This window comes from Streptomyces sp. NPDC096079 (assembly GCF_040303145.1).
Lineage (GTDB): Bacteria > Actinomycetota > Actinomycetes > Streptomycetales > Streptomycetaceae > Streptomyces.
The window spans coordinates 1-18,289 of the sequence record NZ_JBEOST010000016.1; the positions used below are offsets into that span (position 1 = coordinate 1).

Genomic DNA, 18,289 nt, shown 5'->3' on the forward strand with positions numbered 1-18,289 from the left:
CATGTACTGGACGTAGGCGAGCACGCTGATCAGGACCACCGGGACGGCCGGCCACAGCGGCATGCGCCACGCGGGCACCTCGCGGTGCGCGCCGCCCGGCGCGCGCCGGGCGGACGTCGATCCCTGTTCCTCCGTCAACTAGGAACCCTTCTCCGCCTGTTCGCGGATCCTCTCCGCCAGGTGCGGCGGCATCGGCTCGTGCCGGGCGTACGTGCGGTCGAACCGCCCGGTGCCGTGCGAGACCGAGCGCAGGTCGATCGCGTACCGCCCGATCTCGATCTCCGGCACCTCGGCCCTGACCACGGTCCGGCCGGGCCCCGCCTGGTCGGTGCCGACCACCCGGCCGCGCCGCCCCGACAGATCGCTCATGACCGGGCCGACGTACTCGTCCGGGACGAGGACCTCGACCTGGGCGACCGGCTCCAGGAGGTGGACGGGCACGTCGGCGGCAGCCTCGCGCAGCGCCAGCGCCCCGGCCGTCTGGAAGGCGGCGTCGGAGGAGTCCACGGAGTGGGCCTTGCCGTCCCGCAGGGTGACCCGGATGTCGACGAGCGGATGGCCGGTGGCGAGCCCCCGCGCGGCCTGCGCCCGCACGCCCTTCTCCACGGAGGACACGAACTGGCGGGGCACGGCCCCGCCCACCACCTTGTCGACGAACTCGACGCCGCTGCCCGGCGGCAGCGGCTCCACGTCGATCTCGCAGATCGCGTACTGGCCGTGGCCGCCGGACTGCTTCACGTGACGGCCCCGACCCGACGCGGCGCCGCCGAAGGTCTCGCGCAGCGCCACCTTGTACGGCACGGCGTCGACCTGCACCCCGTACCGTCCGCGCAGCCGCTCAAGGGCCACGTCCTGATGGGCCTCGCCCAGACACCACAGCACCACCTGCCGGGTGTCCTGGTTCTGTTCGAGCCGCAGGGTCGGGTCCTCGGCGACGAGCCGGGCGAGGCCCTGCGAGAGCCGGTCCTCGTCGGCCTTGCCATGGGCCTGGACGGCCAGCGGCAGCAGCGGCTCCGGCATCGTCCACGGCTCCATCAGGAGCGGATCGTCCTTGCCGGAGACGGTGTCACCGGTCTCCGCGCGGCCGAGCCGTGCGACACAGGCCAGGTCGCCGGCGATGCACTCCGCGAGCGGGCGCTGCTGCCGGCCGAACGGTGAGGTGAGCCCACCGACCCGCTCGTCCGCCTCGTGCAGCTCGTGACCGTCGTGCGACCGGTCGACGAGGCCGTGCCCGGAGACGTGCACGGTCTCGTCGGGGCGCAGCGTGCCGGAGAAGACCCGGACCAGCGAGATCCGGCCCACATAGGGGTCGGCGGCCGTCTTGACGACCTCGGCGACCAGCGGCCCGTCGGGGTCGCAGGTGATCTGCGGCCGGGAGCGGCCGTCCGGGGTGGTGACGGCGGGCGCCTCGTGCTCCAGCGGGGAGGGGAAGCCGCCGGTGATCAGCTCCAGGAGCTCCAGGGTGCCGAGGCCCTGCGTCCCGCCGTCGGCGGCGGGGGCCGCCGCGAGCACCGGATGGAAGGAACCCCGGGCGACGGCCTTCTCCAGGTCGTCGACGAGGGTCTTCAGGTCGATCTCCTCGCCGCCGAGATAGCGGTCCATGAGGGTCTCGTCCTCGCTCTCGGCGATGATCCCCTCGATGAGCCGCGCACGGGCCCGGGCGATCAGCTCCCGCTGCCCTTCGTCGGGCGGGTCCTCCCGGCGCACCCCCGTGGAGTAGTCGAAGATCCGCTCCGAGAGCAGGCCGACCAGCCCGGTCACGGGCGCGTGCCCGTCGGCGCCCTCGGCGCCGCGCACCGGCAGGTAGAGGGGGAGGACCGCGTCGGGGTCGTCCCGGCCGAAGAGCCCGGCGCAGACGGCGGTGAGCTCGGTGAAGTCGGTACGGGCGGTGTCGAGGTGGGTGACGACGATGGCGCGGGGCATGCCGACCGCCGCGCACTCCTCCCAGATCATCCGTGTGGAGGCGGCGACGGCGTCGGCCTCCTGGGCGGCCGAGACGACGAAGAGGGCCGCGTCCGCCGCGCGCAGACCGGCCCGCAGCTCCCCGACGAAGTCGGCGTACCCGGGGGTGTCGAGGAGATTGATCTTGTAGCCGTCCCAGCCGACCGGGACGAGGGAGAGCTGTACGGAACGCTGCTGGCGGTGCTCGATCTCGTCGTAGTCGGAGACGGTGCCGCCGTCCTCGACCCGCCCGGCCCGGTTGACCGCCCCGGCGGTCTGCGCCAGCGCCTCGACGAGGGTCGTCTTGCCCGATCCGCTGTGGCCGACCAGCACCACGTTCCGCACGGCCGAGGGCCGGTCGGCCGTAGGAGCCCTGCCGGCGGCTCCGGCGGGCGTCTTCGCCTTGTCACCCATGATGTGTTCCTCCCGACTGCTCGCACATGCGGCGGGACGCGGGCGCGGGGGAGTGGTGTGTCGCGGTACGGCTCCTGCGGTGCCCGCGGTGGTCCTTCGAGCTTTGCACCGACGCCAGGACCCGTCCATACGTCGTACACGTCGGCGGCTGCCGGAGGGACGCCGACGCGGCAGGACGGGTGCCCGCCCGTGTGCGGGGACGCGCGTGGCTACGATGGGTGAGCCGGTGGTCGTAGGGGCCGCGCGGCCCACCGAACCTCGGGAAGGCCATGCTGAACAAGTACGCGCGTGCCTTTTTCACGCGTGTCCTCACACCGTTCGCCGCGTTTCTGCTCCGCCGGGGCGTCAGCCCCGACGCCGTCACGCTCATCGGCACGGCGGGGGTGATGGCCGGTGCCCTCGTCTTCTTCCCCCGCGGCGAGTTCTTCTGGGGCACGATCGTCATCACCCTGTTCGTCTTCTCCGACCTCGTCGACGGGAACATGGCCCGGCAGGCGGGGATCTCCAGCCGATGGGGAGCGTTCCTCGACTCGACGCTGGACCGGGTCGCCGACGGCGCGATCTTCGGCGGCTTCGCGCTCTGGTACGCCGGCAAGGGTGACGACAACATCCTGTGCGCCGTGGCGATCTTCTGCCTGGCGAGCGGCCAGGTCGTCTCGTACACCAAGGCCCGAGGCGAATCGATTGGTCTGCCCGTCGCCGTGAACGGCCTCGTCGAGCGCGCCGAGCGCCTGGTGATCTCGCTCGTCGCCGCCGGTCTCGCCGGGCTCCACGCGTTCGGCGTGCCCGGGATCGAGATCCTCCTCCCGATCGCCCTGTGGATCGTGGCCGTCGGCAGCGCCGTGACCCTGGGCCAGCGCGTCGTGACCGTGCGCCGGGAGTCGGCCGAGGCGGACGCCGCCGCGGCCGGGAGCGGCGGGGCGGTCTCGTGAGCACCCTCAGGGAACGCCTGAGCGACGGGCTGTACGGAGCCGGCTGGGCGACCGTGAAGAAGCTGCCGGAGCCGGTGGCGACGGGCCTCGGCCGGCGGATCGCCGACCTCGCCTGGAAGCGGCGCGGCAAGAGCGTCCTGCGCCTGGAGTCCAACCTCGCGCGCGTGGTGCCGGACGCCACGCCCGAGCGGCTCGCCGAGCTGTCGCAGGCCGGCATGCGCTCGTACATGCGGTACTGGATGGAGTCGTTCCGGCTGCCGACCTGGAGCAAGGAGCGGGTCGAGCGGTCCATCGACATCAAGGACCGCCACCACCTGGAGGACGGCCTCGCCGCCGGGCGCGGGGTGATCCTCGCCCTGCCGCACCTGGCCAACTGGGACCTCGCGGGCGTGTGGGTGACCCGCTCCCTCGGCGTGCCCTTCACGACGGTCGCGGAACGCCTCAAGCCGGAGTCGCTGTACGACCGGTTCGTCGCCTACCGCGAGTCCCTCGGCATGGAGGTCCTGCCGCACACCGGCGGCTCCGCCTTCGGCACGCTCGCGCGACGGCTGCGGGCCGGCGGCCTGGTCTGCCTGGTCGCCGACCGCGACCTGTCCGCCTCCGGCACCGAGGTCGGCTTCTTCGGCGACACCGCGCGGATGCCGGCCGGACCGGCGATACTCGCCCAGCAGACCGGCGCGCTGCTGCTGCCGGTGACCCTCTGGTACGACGACACCCCGGTCATGAAGGGGCAGATCCACCCGCCCGTCGACGTACCCGAGTCAGGCACGCGGGCCGAGAAGACGTCCGTGATGACACAGGCCCTCGCCGACGCGTTCGCCGCGGGCATCACGGACCACCCGGAGGACTGGCACATGCTGCAACGACTGTGGCTCTCGGACCTGGAGGAGCGGGAGGAACCGGGCGCGTGAAGATCGGGATCGTCTGCCCGTACTCCTGGGACGTGCCGGGCGGCGTCCAGTTCCACATCCGCGACCTCGCCGAGCACCTGATCCGGCTCGGCCACGAGGTCTCCGTCCTCGCCCCCGCCGACGACGACACCCCGCTGCCGCCGTACGTGGTCTCCGCGGGCCGTGCCGTGCCCGTGTCGTACAACGGCTCGGTGGCCCGGCTCAGCTTCGGCTTCCTCTCCGCCGCGCGGGTCCGCCGCTGGCTGCACGACGGCACCTTCGACGTCGTCCACATCCACGAGCCGACCTCGCCCTCCCTGGGGCTGCTCACCTGCTGGGCGGCGCAGGGACCGATCGTCGCGACCTTCCACACCTCGAACCCGCGCTCACGGGCCATGATCGCCGCGTACCCGATCCTCCAGCCCGCCCTGGAGAAGATCAGCGCCCGCATCGCGGTCAGCGAGTACGCGCGGCGGACGCTGGTGGAGCACCTGGGCGGAGACGCCGTCGTCATCCCCAACGGCGTCGACGTCGACTTCTTCGCCCGCGCCGAGCCGAAGAAGGAGTGGCAGGGCGAGACCCTCGGCTTCATCGGCCGCATCGACGAGCCGCGCAAGGGCCTGCCCGTCCTCATGCGGGCCCTCCCGCGGATCCTCACCGAGCGGCCCGGGGCCCGGCTCCTCGTCGCCGGGCGGGGCGACGAGGAGGAGGCCGTGGCCTCGCTGCCCGCCGAGATGCGCTCCCGGGTGGAGTTCCTCGGCATGGTCAGCGACGAGGACAAGGCGAGGCTGCTGCGCAGCGTCGACGTGTACGTCGCGCCCAACACCGGCGGTGAGAGCTTCGGCATCATCCTGGTCGAGGCGCTGTCGGCCGGCGCGCCGGTCCTCGCCGCCGACCTGGACGCCTTCGCCCAGGTCCTCGACCAGGGCTCCGCGGGCGAGCTCTTCGCCAACGAGGACGCCGACGCGCTCGCCGACGCGGCGATCGCGCTCCTCGGGGACGCGCCGCGCCGCGCGGAACTGAGCGCGCGGGGCTCGGCCCACGTGCGGCGCTTCGACTGGGGGACGGTCGGGGCGGACATCCTCGCCGTCTACGAGACGGTGGCGGACGGGGCGGCGGCGGTCGACACGGACGAACGCGTCGGCGGCCTGAGGGCCCGCCTGGGGCTGTAGTCCGGTACGGGTGTGCGTTCCGCCCCGGGCGGAACGCACACCCGCGACGGGGGCCCCGCGACAGGGTGCTCCCATGGAGACGATCACCCGCCTCGACCTCGGTCACTTCACCCGCCCCGCCGACGAATGGGGCGGCCCCCACGCCCGCGTGGAGCCCGTTCTCGGGTATCTCGTGCGCCACGCGGGCGTGCGGGTGCTCTTCGACACGGGCATGGGGACCGGGTCCCCGGAGACCGACGCCCATTACCGGCCCGTCCGGCACCCGCTGCCCGTGGGACCGGACGACGTCGACCTCGTCGTCAACTGCCACCTGCACTTCGACCACATCGGCGGCAACCGGCTGTTCCCCGCCACACCGGTCCTCGTCCAGCGCACCGAACTCGCCCGCGCCCGCGCCGGCGGGTACACCATCGACTCGCTCCTGCCCGGCGTCCGGTACGAGGAGCTCGACGGCGAGCACGAGATCGCGCCCGGTCTGCTGATCGTGCCGACGCCCGGCCACACCGAGGGCCACCAGTCGCTGCTCGTCGACCACGGCGACCGGGTCACGGTCCTCGCGGGTCAGGCGTACGACGTCGCCGACGCGTTCGGCAGCCCGTACCTCCCCTGGCTCGACCGGCTCGGCGCCCTCGCCGCCGGCCGTCCCGCGCGTGTCCTGTTCGCCCATGACCGTGACCTTTGGGAAGGTGTGCTGCCGCCGCCCCGGTAGCCTGTGCGCCCGTGACCGAAACCCTGATCTGGACCGTCGTCGCGCTGATCCTCATCGGCGTCTATCTGAGCTGGACCGCCGGGCGGCTCGACCGGCTGCACGCGCGCATCGACGCCGCCCGCGCCGCCCTCGACGCGCAGCTCCTGCGCCGCGCCTCGGTCACCCAGGAGCTGGCCACCTCCGGCGTCCTCGATCCGGCCGCCTCGATCGTGCTGTACGAGGCCGCGCACGCCGCCCGGCAGGCCGAGGAGGACCACCGGGAGGTCGCCGAGAGCGAGCTGAGCCAGGCCCTGCGGGCCGTCTTCGGCGAGCCGGAGCAGGTGGAACTCGTACGGCAGGCGCCGGGCGGCGAGGAGGCCGCGGGGGAGCTCGCGCAGGCCGTCCGCCGCGTCCCGATGGCCCGCCGCTTCCACAACGACGCCGTCCGGGCGGCCCGGGCCCTGCGCCGCCACCGGAAGGTCCGCTGGTTTCGCCTCGCAGGCCACGCGCCCTTTCCGCTCGCCTTCGAAATGGACGACGAGCCGCCTGTGGCCCTTGCCGATCGCCCGGCCTGACCTCCGTAGCCTGGGAAAACGATCCACCGGGTCCACATTGGCCCTTGATGTGGACCGCAGGTGGCCTGTTTCCTCATCTTGTCGTCAACCCCCGTTGTCACGAGTGAGGTATCCGTGTCCACCACGCCTTCCACCACCTTCCAGTCCCCCGAGACCGGCACCGCGCGCGTCAAGCGCGGCATGGCCGAGCAGCTCAAGGGCGGCGTGATCATGGACGTGGTCAACGCCGAGCAGGCGAAGATCGCCGAGGACGCCGGCGCCGTGGCCGTCATGGCCCTGGAGCGGGTCCCCGCGGACATCCGCAAGGACGGCGGCGTCGCCCGCATGTCCGACCCGAACATGATCGAGGAGATCATCGGCGCGGTGTCCATCCCGGTGATGGCCAAGTCCCGCATCGGTCACTTCGTCGAGGCCCAGGTCCTGCAGTCCCTCGGCGTCGACTACATCGACGAGTCCGAGGTCCTGACCCCGGCCGACGAGATCAACCACTCCGACAAGTGGGCCTTCACGACCCCCTTCGTCTGTGGCGCCACCAACCTGGGCGAGGCCCTGCGCCGCATCGCCGAGGGCGCGGCCATGATCCGCTCCAAGGGCGAGGCCGGCACCGGCAACGTCGTCGAGGCCGTCCGTCACCTGCGCCAGATCAAGAACGAGATCGCCAAGCTGCGCGGCTTCGACAACAACGAGCTGTTCGCCGCCGCCAAGGAGCTGCGCGCCCCGTACGAGCTCGTCAAGGAGGTCGCCGAGCTCGGCAAGCTGCCGGTCGTGCTGTTCTCCGCCGGTGGTGTCGCCACCCCCGCCGACGCCGCGCTGATGCGCCAGCTCGGCGCCGAGGGCGTCTTCGTCGGCTCCGGCATCTTCAAGTCGGGCGACCCGGCCAAGCGCGCCGCGGCCATCGTGAAGGCCACCACCTTCTACGACGACCCGAAGGTCATCGCGGACGCCTCCCGCAACCTGGGCGAGGCCATGGTCGGCATCAACTGCGACACCCTCCCCGAGTCCGAGCGCTACGCGAACCGGGGCTGGTAAGCACCCATGAGCACGCCCGTCATCGGTGTCCTGGCCCTCCAGGGCGACGTACGGGAGCACCTGATCGCCCTGGCCGCGGCGGACGCCGTGGCCAGGCCGGTCCGGCGTCCCGAGGAGCTGGCCGAGGTCGACGGCCTGGTCATTCCCGGTGGCGAGTCCACCACCATCTCCAAGCTGGCCGAGCTCTTCGGCCTGATGGAGCCGCTGCGTGAGCGGATCGCCGGCGGCCTGCCCGTCTACGGCACCTGCGCCGGCCTGATCATGCTCGCCGACAAGATCCTCGACCCGCGCTCGGGCCAGGAGACCTTCGGCGGCATCGACATGATCGTCCGCCGCAACGCCTTCGGGCGGCAGAACGAGTCCTTCGAGGCGGGCGTCACCGTCGCCGGCATCGACACCCCCGTCGAGGGCGTCTTCATCCGCGCCCCGTGGGTGGAGTCCGTCGGCGCCCAGGTCGAGGTCCTCGCGGAGCACGACGGACACATCGTCGCCGTCCGTCAGGGCCGTGTCCTCGCGACCTCCTTCCACCCCGAGCTCACCGGCGACCACCGCATCCACGAGCTGTTCGTGGCCATGGTGCGCGCGGAACGGTGACACGATCCCGGTAGGATCTCTGGGGTTCGTCCAAGAAGTTGGTTACGCGAAGGAGACAGGCAGATGTCCGGCCACTCTAAATGGGCTACGACGAAGCACAAGAAGGCCGTGATCGACGCCAAGCGCGGCAAGCTCTTCGCGAAGCTGATCAAGAACATCGAGGTCGCGGCCCGGACCGGCGGCGCCGACCCCGAGGGCAACCCGACGCTGTTCGACGCCATCCAGAAGGCGAAGAAGAGCTCGGTCCCGAACAAGAACATCGACTCCGCGGTCAAGCGCGGCGGCGGCCTCGAGGCCGGCGGCGTCGACTACGACACGATCATGTACGAGGGTTACGGCCCGAACGGCGTCGCGGTGCTCATCGAGTGCCTCACCGACAACCGCAACCGCGCCGCCTCCGACGTCCGCGTCGCCATGACCCGCAACGGCGGCTCCATGGCCGATCCGGGCTCGGTCTCGTACCTGTTCAACCGCAAGGGCGTCGTCGTGCTCCCCAAGGGCGAGCTGTCCGAGGACGACGTCCTGGAGGTCGTGCTCGACGCGGGCGCCGAGGAGGTCAACGACCTCGGCGAGAACTTCGAGGTCATCAGCGAGTCCACGGACCTGGTCGCGGTCCGGTCCGCCCTCCAGGCGGCCGGTGTCGACTACGACTCGGCCGAGTCCCAGTTCGTCCCGACCATGCAGGTCGAGCTCGACGAGGACGGCGCGCGCAAGATGTTCAAGCTGATCGACGCCCTGGAGGACAGCGACGACGTGCAGAACGTCTTCGCCAACTTCGACGTCAGCGACGAGGTCATGGAGAAGGTCGACGCCTGAGCGCGGACCTTCCGAGCAGCGGGCCGACGGGGACACACCCCGTCGGCCCGCTGCGTTGTCAGTGGCACCCGATAACCTGCACGAATAGGTGATCGATAGGAGGGTGGCGTGCGCGTACTGGGGGTGGACCCGGGGCTGACCCGGTGCGGTGTCGGCGTCGTCGAAGGGGTCGCGGGCCGACCGCTGACCATGCTCGGCGTCGGCGTCGTGCGCACGGCCGCGGACGCCGACATCGGTGTGCGCCTCGTCGGTATCGAGCGCGGCATCGAGGAGTGGCTCGACCGCTTCTCTCCCGAACTCGTCGCCGTGGAGCGGGTGTTCAGCCAGCACAACGTGCGGACGGTGATGGGCACCGCGCAGGCCAGCGCGGTCGCCATGCTCTGCGCCTCCCGGCGCGGCATCCCCGTCGCCCTGCACACCCCCAGCGAGGTCAAGGCCGCCGTCACCGGCAGCGGCCGCGCCGACAAGGCCCAGGTCGGGGCCATGGTGACCCGGCTCCTGCGGCTCTCCGCACCGCCCAAACCGGCCGACGCCGCCGACGCCCTCGCCCTCGCCATCTGCCACATCTGGCGGGCCCCCGCCCAGAACCGTCTGCAACAGGCCGTCGCCCAGCACACCGCCGCCCGGCCCGTCACCGCGCTGAAAGGCCGTACCCGATGATCGCCTTCGTGAGCGGCCCGGTCGCCGCCCTCGCCCCCACGACCGCCGTCGTCGAGGTCGGGGGAGTGGGCATGGCCGTCCAGTGCACCCCGAGCACCATCGCCGGCCTCCGCCTCGGTGAGCAGGCCCGGCTCGCCACCTCCCTCGTCGTCCGCGAGGACTCCCTCACGCTGTACGGCTTCGCCGACGACGACGAGCGGCAGGTCTTCGAGCTCCTCCAGACCGCCAGCGGCGTCGGCCCCCGCCTCGCCCAGGCCATGCTCGGGGTGCACAGCCCCGACGCGCTGCGCCTCGCCGTCTCCACCGGCGACGAGAAGGCCCTCACGGCCGTCCCCGGCATCGGCAAGAAGGGCGCCCAGAAGCTCCTCCTCGAACTGAAGGACAAGCTCGGCGCCCCCCTGGGCAGCAGCGGCCTCGTCGGCGCCCAGCGCGCCGCCGCCACCGGACCCGCCCCCTGGACCGAGCAGCTGTCCGCCGCCCTGATCGGCCTCGGCTACGCGAGCCGCGAGGCCGAGGAAGCCGTCAGCGCCGTCACCCCGCAGGCCGAGGCCGCGATCGCCGCCGGCGGTTCCGCCCCGGTGCCCCAGCTCCTCCGCGCGGCCCTCCAGACGCTGAACCGCGCCCGCTGACCTCCCGTACGAAGAGGAAGACCATCACCGTGAACTGGGACGACGACAGCACCGCCGAGCCGGACGGGCGCCTCGTCGACGCCTCCGCCGAGGGCGACGACCAGGCCGTCGAGGCGGCCCTGCGCCCCAAGGACCTCAGCGAGTTCGTCGGCCAGGAGAAGGTCCGCCAGCAGCTCGACCTCGTCCTCAAGGCCGCCCGCCAGCGCGGGGCCACCGCCGACCACGTGCTGCTCTCCGGCGCCCCCGGACTCGGCAAGACCACCCTCTCGATGATCATCGCCGCCGAGATGAACGCGCCGATCCGCATCACCTCGGGCCCCGCCATCCAGCACGCCGGCGACCTCGCCGCGATCCTCTCCTCCCTCCAGGAGGGCGAGATCCTCTTCCTCGACGAGATCCACCGCATGTCGCGGCCCGCCGAGGAGATGCTCTACATGGCGATGGAGGACTTCCGCGTCGACGTCATCGTCGGCAAGGGCCCCGGCGCCACCGCCATCCCCCTGGAGCTGCCGCCCTTCACCCTGGTCGGCGCCACCACCCGGGCCGGACTCCTGCCGCCCCCGCTGCGCGACCGCTTCGGCTTCACCGCCCACATGGAGTTCTACGACCCGTCCGAGCTCCAGCGGGTCATCCACCGCTCCGCCGGACTCCTCGACGTCGAGATCGACCCCGACGGCGCCGCCGAGATCGCCGGCCGCTCCCGCGGCACGCCCCGCATCGCCAACCGTCTGCTCCGCCGGGTCCGGGACTACGCCCAGGTCAGGGCCGACGGTGTGATCACCCGGGAGGTCTCCGAGGCGGCCCTCAGCGTGTACGAGGTGGACAGCCGCGGCCTCGACCGGCTCGACCGCGCCGTCCTGGAGGCCCTGCTCAAGCTCTTCGGCGGCGGACCGGTCGGTCTGTCCACCCTCGCGGTCGCCGTGGGGGAGGAGCGGGAGACCGTCGAGGAGGTCGCCGAACCCTTCCTCGTACGCGAAGGCCTGCTGGCCCGCACACCTCGTGGCCGGGTCGCCACTCCGGCGGCATGGACCCACCTCGGACTGGCTCCGCCGCAGGCAGCGGGCCCGGGAAGCGCAGGGTACGGCACGGGAATGGGACAACAGGGGCTCTTCGGGGCGTGACGGTGCGGACACTCGCCCGGACCGGAACCAGGGTGCGATGCTGGACGTTGTTCCATCGATGCGGACTCGCCTAGACTCCGCCGGTGCCGCCCTTTCCGGTCGGCGCGCCCACCCCCGAAGATCAGGCCGCGGGTTCTCCGCGACCGTGCGAAGGAAACCCGTCCCGTGAGCATCGTGACCCTCCTCCCCTTCATCGTCCTCATCGGGGCCATGTTCCTGATGACCCGCTCTGCCAAGAAGAAGCAGCAGGCGGCGGCGCAGATGCGCAACGAGATGCAGCCCGGCACCGGCGTACGGACGATCGGGGGGATGTACGCCACCGTCAAGGAGATCGGCGACGAGACCGTTCTCCTCGAGGTCGCCCCGGGCGTGCACGCCGTCTACGCCAAGAACGCGATCGGCGCGGTCCTCGAGGACTCCGAGTACAACCGGATCGTCCACGGTGACGACGAGGAGTCGGACACCGACACCGTCGTCCCGGACGACGCCTCCTCGCTGACCGAGGCCGCCGAGGTCACGGACAAGGACGCCGAGAGCGTCGAGGACGCGCCGAAGGCCGACCTCACGAAGAAGTCGGACGCCGCCGAGGCCGGCGCCGAGGGTCCGAAGGACGGCAAGACCGACGGCGAGACCGACGCGAAGTAGTCGCGGCCGGGTGCACCGCGCACGCCCACGGGCGTGCGCGGTCCCCGGAACGGTTACGGGTCTGCGGGGGCAGGTCCCCACACACACTTCGTGGCCGTCTCGCGCATACCCGGCGTGAGGCGGTTGGACAGGGAGATACGACAGGTGGCAGCACCGAAGAAGGGCCGAAGGCCGGCGGGGGGACAGAGCCGTCCGGGCCGCGCCCTGGCACTCATCCTGATCGCCATGGTCGCGCTCACCGGCGGCATGTTCTGGTCGGGGCACACCACCCCGCGCCTGGGCATCGACCTCGCCGGCGGTACGTCGATCACGCTCAAGGCCAAGGCCGAACCCGGCCAGGAGTCGGCGGTCAACGAGACCAACATGAACACGGCGGTCGGCATCATCGAGCGCCGTGTCAACGGTCTGGGTGTCTCCGAGGCCGAGGTCCAGACGCAGGGTGACGAGAACATCATCGTCAACATCCCCCGCGGGACCAACGAGAAGCAGGCCCGCGAGCAGGTCGGTACCACCGCCCAGCTCTACTTCCGGCCCGTTCTCACCGTGACGAGCGGCTCGCCCCAGCCGGCGCCGAACGCCAGCTCCTCGGCGTCGCCGAAGCCGTCCGCTTCGGCCTCCGCCGGCACGAAGGCCGGTGAGAAGTCGGCCACGCCGACCGCCACCGCCTCCTCGCAGGGCCGCGCGCTCACCGAGGCCCTCAAGGCCCCGAGCCCCACGGCCACCGCGAGCGCCTCGTCCTCCGCGAAGCCGAACGCCACCAAGTCCCCGCAGGCGACCCCGACGCCCGACGCGGCCACCGCGGCGCTCGAGAAGAAGTTCACCGCCCTGAACTGCCTCGACCCCAAGCAGCGCGCCGCCGCCGGCCAGGGGGTCTTGCCGTCCGAGCCCACCGTGGCCTGTGGCGAGGACGCCCCGGGCGTGTGGTCGAAGTACCTGCTCGGCCCGGCCGAGGTCGACGGCAAGGACGTCGACGACGCCAAGGGCGTGCTCGACCCGCAGCGCGGTATGTGGATCGTCACCATGGACTTCACGGACGCCGGTTCGAAGAAGTTCCAGTCGATCACCGGCAAGCTGTCGCAGCAGCAGGACCCGCAGAACCGCTTCGCGATCGTCCTCGACGGCGAGGTCGTCTCCGCTCCCTCGGTGCGGCAGACCCTCAGCGCCAGCGCGGAGATCTCCGGCAACTTCAACCAGCAGTCGGCCCAGGACCTCGGCAACATCCTGTCCTACGGCGCCCTGCCGCTCACCTTCCAGACCCAGAGCGTCGACACCGTCACCGCCGCGCTCGGCGGTGACCAGCTGCAGGCCGGTCTCATCGCCGGCGCCATCGGCCTCGGTCTCGTCATCATCTACCTGGTCGTCTACTACCGGGGCCTGTCGCTCATCGCGATCCTCAGCCTCGGTGTCTCGGCGCTGCTCACCTATGTGCTCATGGCCCTGCTCGGCCCGGCCATCGGCTTCGCGCTGAACCTGCCGGCCGTCTGCGGCGCCATCGTGGCCATCGGCATCACCGCGGACTCGTTCATCGTGTACTTCGAGCGCATCCGCGACGAACTCCGCGAGGGCCGCACGCTCCGCCCGGCCGTCGAGCGCGCCTGGCCGCGCGCCCGCCGCACCATCCTGGTCTCCGACTTCGTGTCGTTCCTGGCCGCGGCCGTGCTGTTCATCGTCACCGTCGGCAAGGTCCAGGGCTTCGCGTTCACGCTGGGCCTCACCACCCTGCTCGACATCGTCGTGGTGTTCCTCTTCACCAAGCCGGTCATGACGCTGCTCGCCCGGACCAAGTTCTTCGGCAACGGCCACGCCTGGTCCGGTCTGGACCCGAAGCGCCTCGGCGCCAAGCCGCCGCTGCGCCGCACCCGCCGTGCCCACGCCCCCGTCGACGCGAAGGAGGCGTGAGATGTCGAAGCTCGGCGATCTCGGCGCCCGGCTCCACCGCGGTGAGGTCGGTTACGACTTCATCGGCAACCGCAAGATCTGGTATGGCCTGTCCATCCTGATCACCATCACCGCCATCGTCGCCCTGGCCGTCCGCGGCCTCAACATGGGCATCGAGTTCCAGGGCGGCGCCGTCTTCACCACCCCGAAGTCGGACGTCTCCGTCAGCCAGGCCCAGGAGTACGCGGAAGAGGCCTCCGGCCACGACGCGATCGTCCAGAAGCTCGGCAACGGCTCCCTGCGCATCCAGGTCGGCGGCCTGGACACCGCGCAGTCCGACAAGGTCCGCGCCGAGCTCGCCGAGGACCTGAAGGTCCCCGAGGACAAGATCGCGGCCGAGCTGGTCGGCCCCAGCTGGGGTGAGCAGATCGCCACCAAGGCCTGGACCGGCCTCGGGGTCTTCATGATCCTCGTGGTGATCTACCTGGCCATCGCCTTCGAGTGGAGAATGGCGGTCGCGGCGCTCGTCGCCCTCATCCACGACCTCACGATCACGGTGGGCATCTACTCGCTGGTCGGCTTCGAGGTCACCGTGGGTACGGTCATCGGTCTGCTGACGATCCTCGGCTACTCGCTGTACGACACCGTCGTCGTCTTCGACTCCCTCAAGGAGCAGACGAAGGACATCACGAAGCAGACCCGCTTCACCTACAGCGAGCTGGCCAACCGCTCGATCAACGGCACCCTGGTCCGTTCGATCAACACCACCGTCGTCGCGCTGCTGCCGGTCGCCGGCCTGCTCTTCATCGGCGGCGGCGTCCTCGGCGCCGGCATGCTCAACGACATCTCGCTGTCGCTGTTCGTCGGTCTCGCCGCCGGCGCGTACTCCTCGATCTTCATCGCCACCCCGCTCGTGGCGGACCTCAAGGAGCGCGAGCCGTCGATCAAGGCCCTCAAGAAGCGCATTCTGGCCAAGCGCGCGAGCGCGGCGGCCAAGGGCGAGGAGCAGGACGCGGAGGACGGCCTCGCCGAGGCCGCCGTCGTCGGCCCCCGGACGGGCCGCCGAGGCGCCCAGGAGCGCCGAGGATGACCGCCGAGGCGCAGGGCGTCACCGAGCTCCTGCTCAGCCGCATCCGTGACGTGCCCGACTACCCGAAGCCGGGCGTGCTGTTCAAGGACATCACGCCGCTGCTGGCGGACCCGGACGCGTTCACGGCGCTCACCGACGCCCTCGCCGGGCTGTGCACCGCGCACGGCGCGACGAAGATCGTCGGCCTCGAGGCGCGCGGCTTCATCCTGGCCGCCCCGGTGGCCGTCCGCGCGGGCCTGGGCTTCGTCCCGGTCCGCAAGGCCGGCAAGCTCCCCGGGGCCACGCTCCGCCAGGCGTACGAGCTGGAGTACGGCACCGCCGAGATCGAGGTGCACGCCGAGGACCTGGCCGCGGGCGACCGCGTCATGGTCATCGACGACGTCCTCGCCACCGGCGGCACGGCCGAGGCCTCCATCGAGCTGATCCGCCGCGCGGGCGCCGAGGTCGCGGGCGTCGCCGTCCTCATGGAGCTGGGCTTCCTCCCGGGCCGTGCCCGGCTGGAGCCGGCCCTGGCCGGCGCACCGCTCACGGCGCTGATCACGGTCTGACATCGGGGTTCACCCCGACAGGGGCGCTCCGGGGGAATCCCCGGGGCGCCCCTCCGCGTTCTCCCGTACGTCCCCAGGGCCCGAAACGCTGCCCGCCCGGGAGCCGTCCGAAACCCGGCCGCGTGAGCACGGCCACTGTTGGCTCGATACGATGGCCTTTCCGGGCCTGACCGGGGGACCCGGAGACGCATGAGGAGCGCTCTTGCCAGACGAGGCCCAGTCACTCTCCGCCGCGCAGCCCGACCCGAAGGCCGAGAAGGCCGCGCCGGGGACGGACACGCCCCAGAACAAGCCGGCGGAGACCAGGCCCAAGCCTGCTGCGCCCGCCCCCGCGCCCCCCGCCCCCGAGCGGCCCGCGCCCGCTCGCTCCGGCGGCTCGTCGAACCGCGTCCGCGCGCGCCTCGCCCGGCTCGGCGTCCAGCGCTCCTCCCCGTACAACCCGGTCCTCGAACCGCTGCTGCGGATCGTCCGCTCCAACGACCCCAAGATCGAGACGGCGACACTCCGCCAGGTCGAGCGGGCCTACCAGGTCGCCGAGCGCTGGCACCGCGGCCAGAAGCGCAAGAGCGGCGACCCGTACATCACGCACCCGCTCGCCGTCACCACGATCCTCGCCGAGCTCGGCATGGACCCGGCGACCCTGATGGCCGGGCTGCTCCACGACACCGTCGAGGACACCGAGTACGGCCTGGAGGACCTGCGCCGCGACTTCGGCGACCAGGTCACGCTCCTCGTCGACGGCGTCACCAAGCTCGACAAGGTCAGGTTCGGCGAGGCCGCCCAGGCCGAGACCGTCCGCAAGATGGTCGTCGCCATGGCCAAGGACCCGCGCGTCCTGGTCATCAAGCTCGCCGACCGCCTGCACAACATGCGCACCATGCGCTACCTCAAGCGGGAGAAGCAGGAGAAGAAGGCCCGCGAGACCCTCGAGATCTACGCGCCCCTGGCCCACCGCCTGGGCATGAACACCATCAAGTGGGAGCTGGAGGACCTCGCCTTCGCGATCCTCTACCCCAAGATGTACGACGAGATCGTCCGGCTCGTCGCCGAGCGCGCCCCCAAGCGGGACGAGTACCTCGCCATAGTGACCGACGAGGTCCAGACCGACCTGCGCGCCGCCCGCATCAAGGCGACCGTCACCGGCCGCCCCAAGCACTACTACAGCGTCTACCAGAAGATGATCGTCCGCGGCCGTGACTTCGCGGAGATCTACGACCTGGTCGGCATCCGCGTCCTCGTGGACACCGTCCGCGACTGCTACGCGGCCCTCGGCACCGTCCACGCGCGATGGAATCCGGTCCCCGGCCGGTTCAAGGACTACATCGCGATGCCGAAGTTCAACATGTACCAGTCGCTGCACACGACGGTCATCGGGCCCAACGGCAAGCCCGTCGAGCTGCAGATCCGGACCTTCGACATGCACCGGCGCGCCGAGTACGGCATCGCCGCGCACTGGAAGTACAAGCAGGAGGCCGTCGCGGGCGCCTCCAAGGTGCGCGCCGACGTGCCGAAGAAGGCCGGCAAGGACGACCACCTCAACGACATGGCGTGGCTGCGCCAGCTCCTGGACTGGCAGAAGGAGACCGAGGACCCCAGCGAGTTCCTGGAGTCCCTGCGCTTCGACCTCTCCCGCAACGAGGTCTTCGTCTTCACCCCGAAGGGTGACGTCATCGCGCTGCCCGCCGGGGCCACCCCCGTCGACTTCTCGTACGCCGTCCACACCGAGGTCGGCCACCGCACGATAGGGGCGCGGGTCAACGGTCGGCTCGTCCCGCTCGAATCGACCCTCGACAACGGCGACCTGGTCGAGGTCTTCACCTCCAAGGCCGCCGGCGCCGGACCCTCCCGCGACTGGCTGGGCTTCGTCAAGTCGCCGCGCGCCCGGAACAAGATCCGCGCCTGGTTCTCCAAGGAGCGCCGCGACGAGGCCATCGAGCAGGGCAAGGACGCCATCGCGCGGGCCATGCGCAAGCAGAACCTGCCGATCCAGCGGATCCTGACCGGCGACTCCCTCGTCACCCTCGCCCACGAGATGCGGTACACCGACATCTCCTCGCTGTACGCGGCGATCGGCGAGGGCCATGTCACCGCCCAGTCCATCGTGCAGAAGCTGGTCCAGGCGCTCGGCGGCGAGGAGGCGGCCACCGAGGACATCGAGGAGGTCGCCCCGCCGACGCGCGGCCGCTCCAAGCGGCGCTCCAACGCGGACCCCGGTGTCGTCGTCAAGGGCGTCGAGGACGTCTGGGTGAAGCTGGCCCGCTGCTGCACGCCCGTGCCCGGCGACCCGATCATCGGGTTCGTCACCCGGGGCAGCGGCGTATCGGTTCACCGCAGCGACTGCGTCAACGTGGACTCGCTGTCCCGCGAGCCGGAGCGGATCCTGGAGGTCGAGTGGGCCCCGACCCAGTCCTCGGTCTTCCTGGTCGCCATCCAGGTCGAGGCGCTGGACCGCTCCCGGCTCCTCTCGGACGTCACCCGGGTCCTCTCGGACCAGCACGTCAACATCCTCTCGGCGGCCGTCCAGACCTCCCGCGACCGGGTGGCCACCTCCCGCTTCACCTTCGAGATGGGCGACCCCAAGCACCTGGGTCACGTCCTGAAGGCCGTGCGGGGCGTCGAGGGCGTCTACGACGTCTACCGCGTGACCTCGGCCCGCAGGCCCTAACC

The 18,289-nt window shown here is 71.6% G+C and carries 17 protein-coding genes; 16 read left to right on the plus strand and 1 reads right to left on the minus strand.

Annotated features, from left to right (window positions below; translation table 11 throughout):
• Positions 1–138: 138 nt before the first annotated feature.
• Entirely contained in the window at positions 139–2,355 is a 2,217-nt protein-coding gene (locus tag ABTY59_RS27185; RefSeq protein WP_352021668.1) for an elongation factor G-like protein EF-G2, read from the minus strand.
• A 269-nt stretch (positions 2,356–2,624) separates the two neighbouring features.
• On the opposite strand from ABTY59_RS27185, the gene pgsA reads away from it, so the two are divergent.
• The 16 genes from pgsA to ABTY59_RS27265 all read left to right on the plus strand — a co-directional run bounded on the left by pgsA (position 2,625) and on the right by ABTY59_RS27265 (position 18,287).
• Positions 2,625–3,287, plus strand: coding sequence for a phosphatidylinositol phosphate synthase (gene pgsA, locus ABTY59_RS27190; protein WP_352021669.1), 663 nt, complete (start codon positions 2,625–2,627; stop codon positions 3,285–3,287).
• The gene (locus ABTY59_RS27195) at positions 3,284–4,198 is read left to right on the plus strand and encodes a phosphatidylinositol mannoside acyltransferase (RefSeq protein ID WP_352021670.1); all 915 of its coding nucleotides are present in this window, start codon (positions 3,284–3,286) and stop codon (positions 4,196–4,198) included. Before pgsA ends, ABTY59_RS27195 begins: the two co-directional genes overlap by 4 nt.
• A complete protein-coding gene (locus tag ABTY59_RS27200; RefSeq protein ID WP_352021671.1) occupies positions 4,195–5,349 on the plus strand; it encodes a glycosyltransferase family 4 protein in 1,155 nt (384 codons plus the stop codon). The genes ABTY59_RS27195 and ABTY59_RS27200 overlap by 4 nt, the downstream gene beginning before the upstream one ends.
• Before the next feature lie 73 nt (positions 5,350–5,422).
• Positions 5,423–6,058, plus strand: coding sequence for an N-acyl homoserine lactonase family protein (locus ABTY59_RS27205; RefSeq protein WP_352021672.1), 636 nt, complete (start codon positions 5,423–5,425; stop codon positions 6,056–6,058).
• 11 nt (positions 6,059–6,069) lie between these two features.
• Positions 6,070–6,612 (plus strand): hypothetical protein, encoded by a 543-nt coding sequence (locus ABTY59_RS27210; protein WP_352021673.1) that lies wholly within the window; start codon positions 6,070–6,072, stop codon positions 6,610–6,612.
• Positions 6,613–6,726: 114 nt separating this feature from the next.
• A complete protein-coding gene (gene pdxS, locus ABTY59_RS27215; protein ID WP_184932491.1) occupies positions 6,727–7,641 on the plus strand; it encodes a pyridoxal 5'-phosphate synthase lyase subunit PdxS in 915 nt (304 codons plus the stop codon).
• A gap of 6 nt (positions 7,642–7,647) precedes the next feature.
• Positions 7,648–8,235, plus strand: a complete 588-nt coding sequence (pdxT, locus tag ABTY59_RS27220) for a pyridoxal 5'-phosphate synthase glutaminase subunit PdxT (protein ID WP_352021674.1) — start codon at positions 7,648–7,650, stop codon at positions 8,233–8,235.
• Between the two features lie 63 nt (positions 8,236–8,298).
• Positions 8,299–9,051, plus strand: coding sequence for a YebC/PmpR family DNA-binding transcriptional regulator (locus ABTY59_RS27225; RefSeq protein ID WP_352021675.1), 753 nt, complete (start codon positions 8,299–8,301; stop codon positions 9,049–9,051).
• Positions 9,052–9,159: 108 nt separating this feature from the next.
• Positions 9,160–9,711, plus strand: a complete 552-nt coding sequence (ruvC, locus tag ABTY59_RS27230) for a crossover junction endodeoxyribonuclease RuvC (protein ID WP_352021676.1) — start codon at positions 9,160–9,162, stop codon at positions 9,709–9,711.
• Positions 9,708–10,340, plus strand: coding sequence for a Holliday junction branch migration protein RuvA (gene ruvA, locus ABTY59_RS27235; RefSeq protein WP_352021677.1), 633 nt, complete (start codon positions 9,708–9,710; stop codon positions 10,338–10,340). The genes ruvC and ruvA overlap by 4 nt, the downstream gene beginning before the upstream one ends.
• Positions 10,341–10,369: 29 nt before the next feature.
• Positions 10,370–11,461 (plus strand): Holliday junction branch migration DNA helicase RuvB, encoded by a 1,092-nt coding sequence (gene ruvB / locus ABTY59_RS27240; RefSeq protein ID WP_352021678.1) that lies wholly within the window; start codon positions 10,370–10,372, stop codon positions 11,459–11,461.
• Between the two features lie 165 nt (positions 11,462–11,626).
• On the plus strand, positions 11,627–12,106 hold the full coding sequence (gene yajC, locus ABTY59_RS27245) for a preprotein translocase subunit YajC (RefSeq protein ID WP_352021679.1): 480 nt from the start codon (positions 11,627–11,629) through the stop codon (positions 12,104–12,106).
• 144 nt (positions 12,107–12,250) lie between these two features.
• Positions 12,251–14,005, plus strand: a complete 1,755-nt coding sequence (gene secD / locus ABTY59_RS27250) for a protein translocase subunit SecD (RefSeq protein ID WP_352021680.1) — start codon at positions 12,251–12,253, stop codon at positions 14,003–14,005.
• A gap of 1 nt (position 14,006) precedes the next feature.
• The gene (gene secF / locus ABTY59_RS27255) at positions 14,007–15,074 is read left to right on the plus strand and encodes a protein translocase subunit SecF (RefSeq protein WP_352021681.1); all 1,068 of its coding nucleotides are present in this window, start codon (positions 14,007–14,009) and stop codon (positions 15,072–15,074) included.
• On the plus strand, positions 15,071–15,622 hold the full coding sequence (locus ABTY59_RS27260; RefSeq protein WP_352021682.1) for an adenine phosphoribosyltransferase: 552 nt from the start codon (positions 15,071–15,073) through the stop codon (positions 15,620–15,622). The genes secF and ABTY59_RS27260 overlap by 4 nt, the downstream gene beginning before the upstream one ends.
• Positions 15,623–15,824: 202 nt before the next feature.
• Positions 15,825–18,287: a RelA/SpoT family protein gene (locus ABTY59_RS27265; protein ID WP_352021683.1), complete on the plus strand. Its 2,463-nt coding sequence runs from the start codon at positions 15,825–15,827 to the stop codon at positions 18,285–18,287.
• The last annotated feature ends 2 nt before the right edge of the window (positions 18,288–18,289 follow it).

Excerpts from the sequence above, each read along its gene's own strand:
- secF (WP_352021681.1), top strand. The coding sequence starts at position 14,007 with ATGTCGAAGCTCGGCGATCTCGGCGCCCGGCTCCACCGCGGTGAGGTC.
- ABTY59_RS27185 (WP_352021668.1), bottom strand. The coding sequence starts at position 2,355 with ATGGGTGACAAGGCGAAGACGCCCGCCGGAGCCGCCGGCAGGGCTCCT.
- pdxT (WP_352021674.1), top strand. The coding sequence starts at position 7,648 with ATGAGCACGCCCGTCATCGGTGTCCTGGCCCTCCAGGGCGACGTACGG.
- ABTY59_RS27260 (WP_352021682.1), top strand. The coding sequence starts at position 15,071 with ATGACCGCCGAGGCGCAGGGCGTCACCGAGCTCCTGCTCAGCCGCATC.
- ruvA (WP_352021677.1), top strand. The coding sequence starts at position 9,708 with ATGATCGCCTTCGTGAGCGGCCCGGTCGCCGCCCTCGCCCCCACGACC.
- pgsA (WP_352021669.1), top strand. The coding sequence starts at position 2,625 with ATGCTGAACAAGTACGCGCGTGCCTTTTTCACGCGTGTCCTCACACCG.
- ABTY59_RS27205 (WP_352021672.1), top strand. The coding sequence starts at position 5,423 with ATGGAGACGATCACCCGCCTCGACCTCGGTCACTTCACCCGCCCCGCC.
- ABTY59_RS27225 (WP_352021675.1), top strand. The coding sequence starts at position 8,299 with ATGTCCGGCCACTCTAAATGGGCTACGACGAAGCACAAGAAGGCCGTG.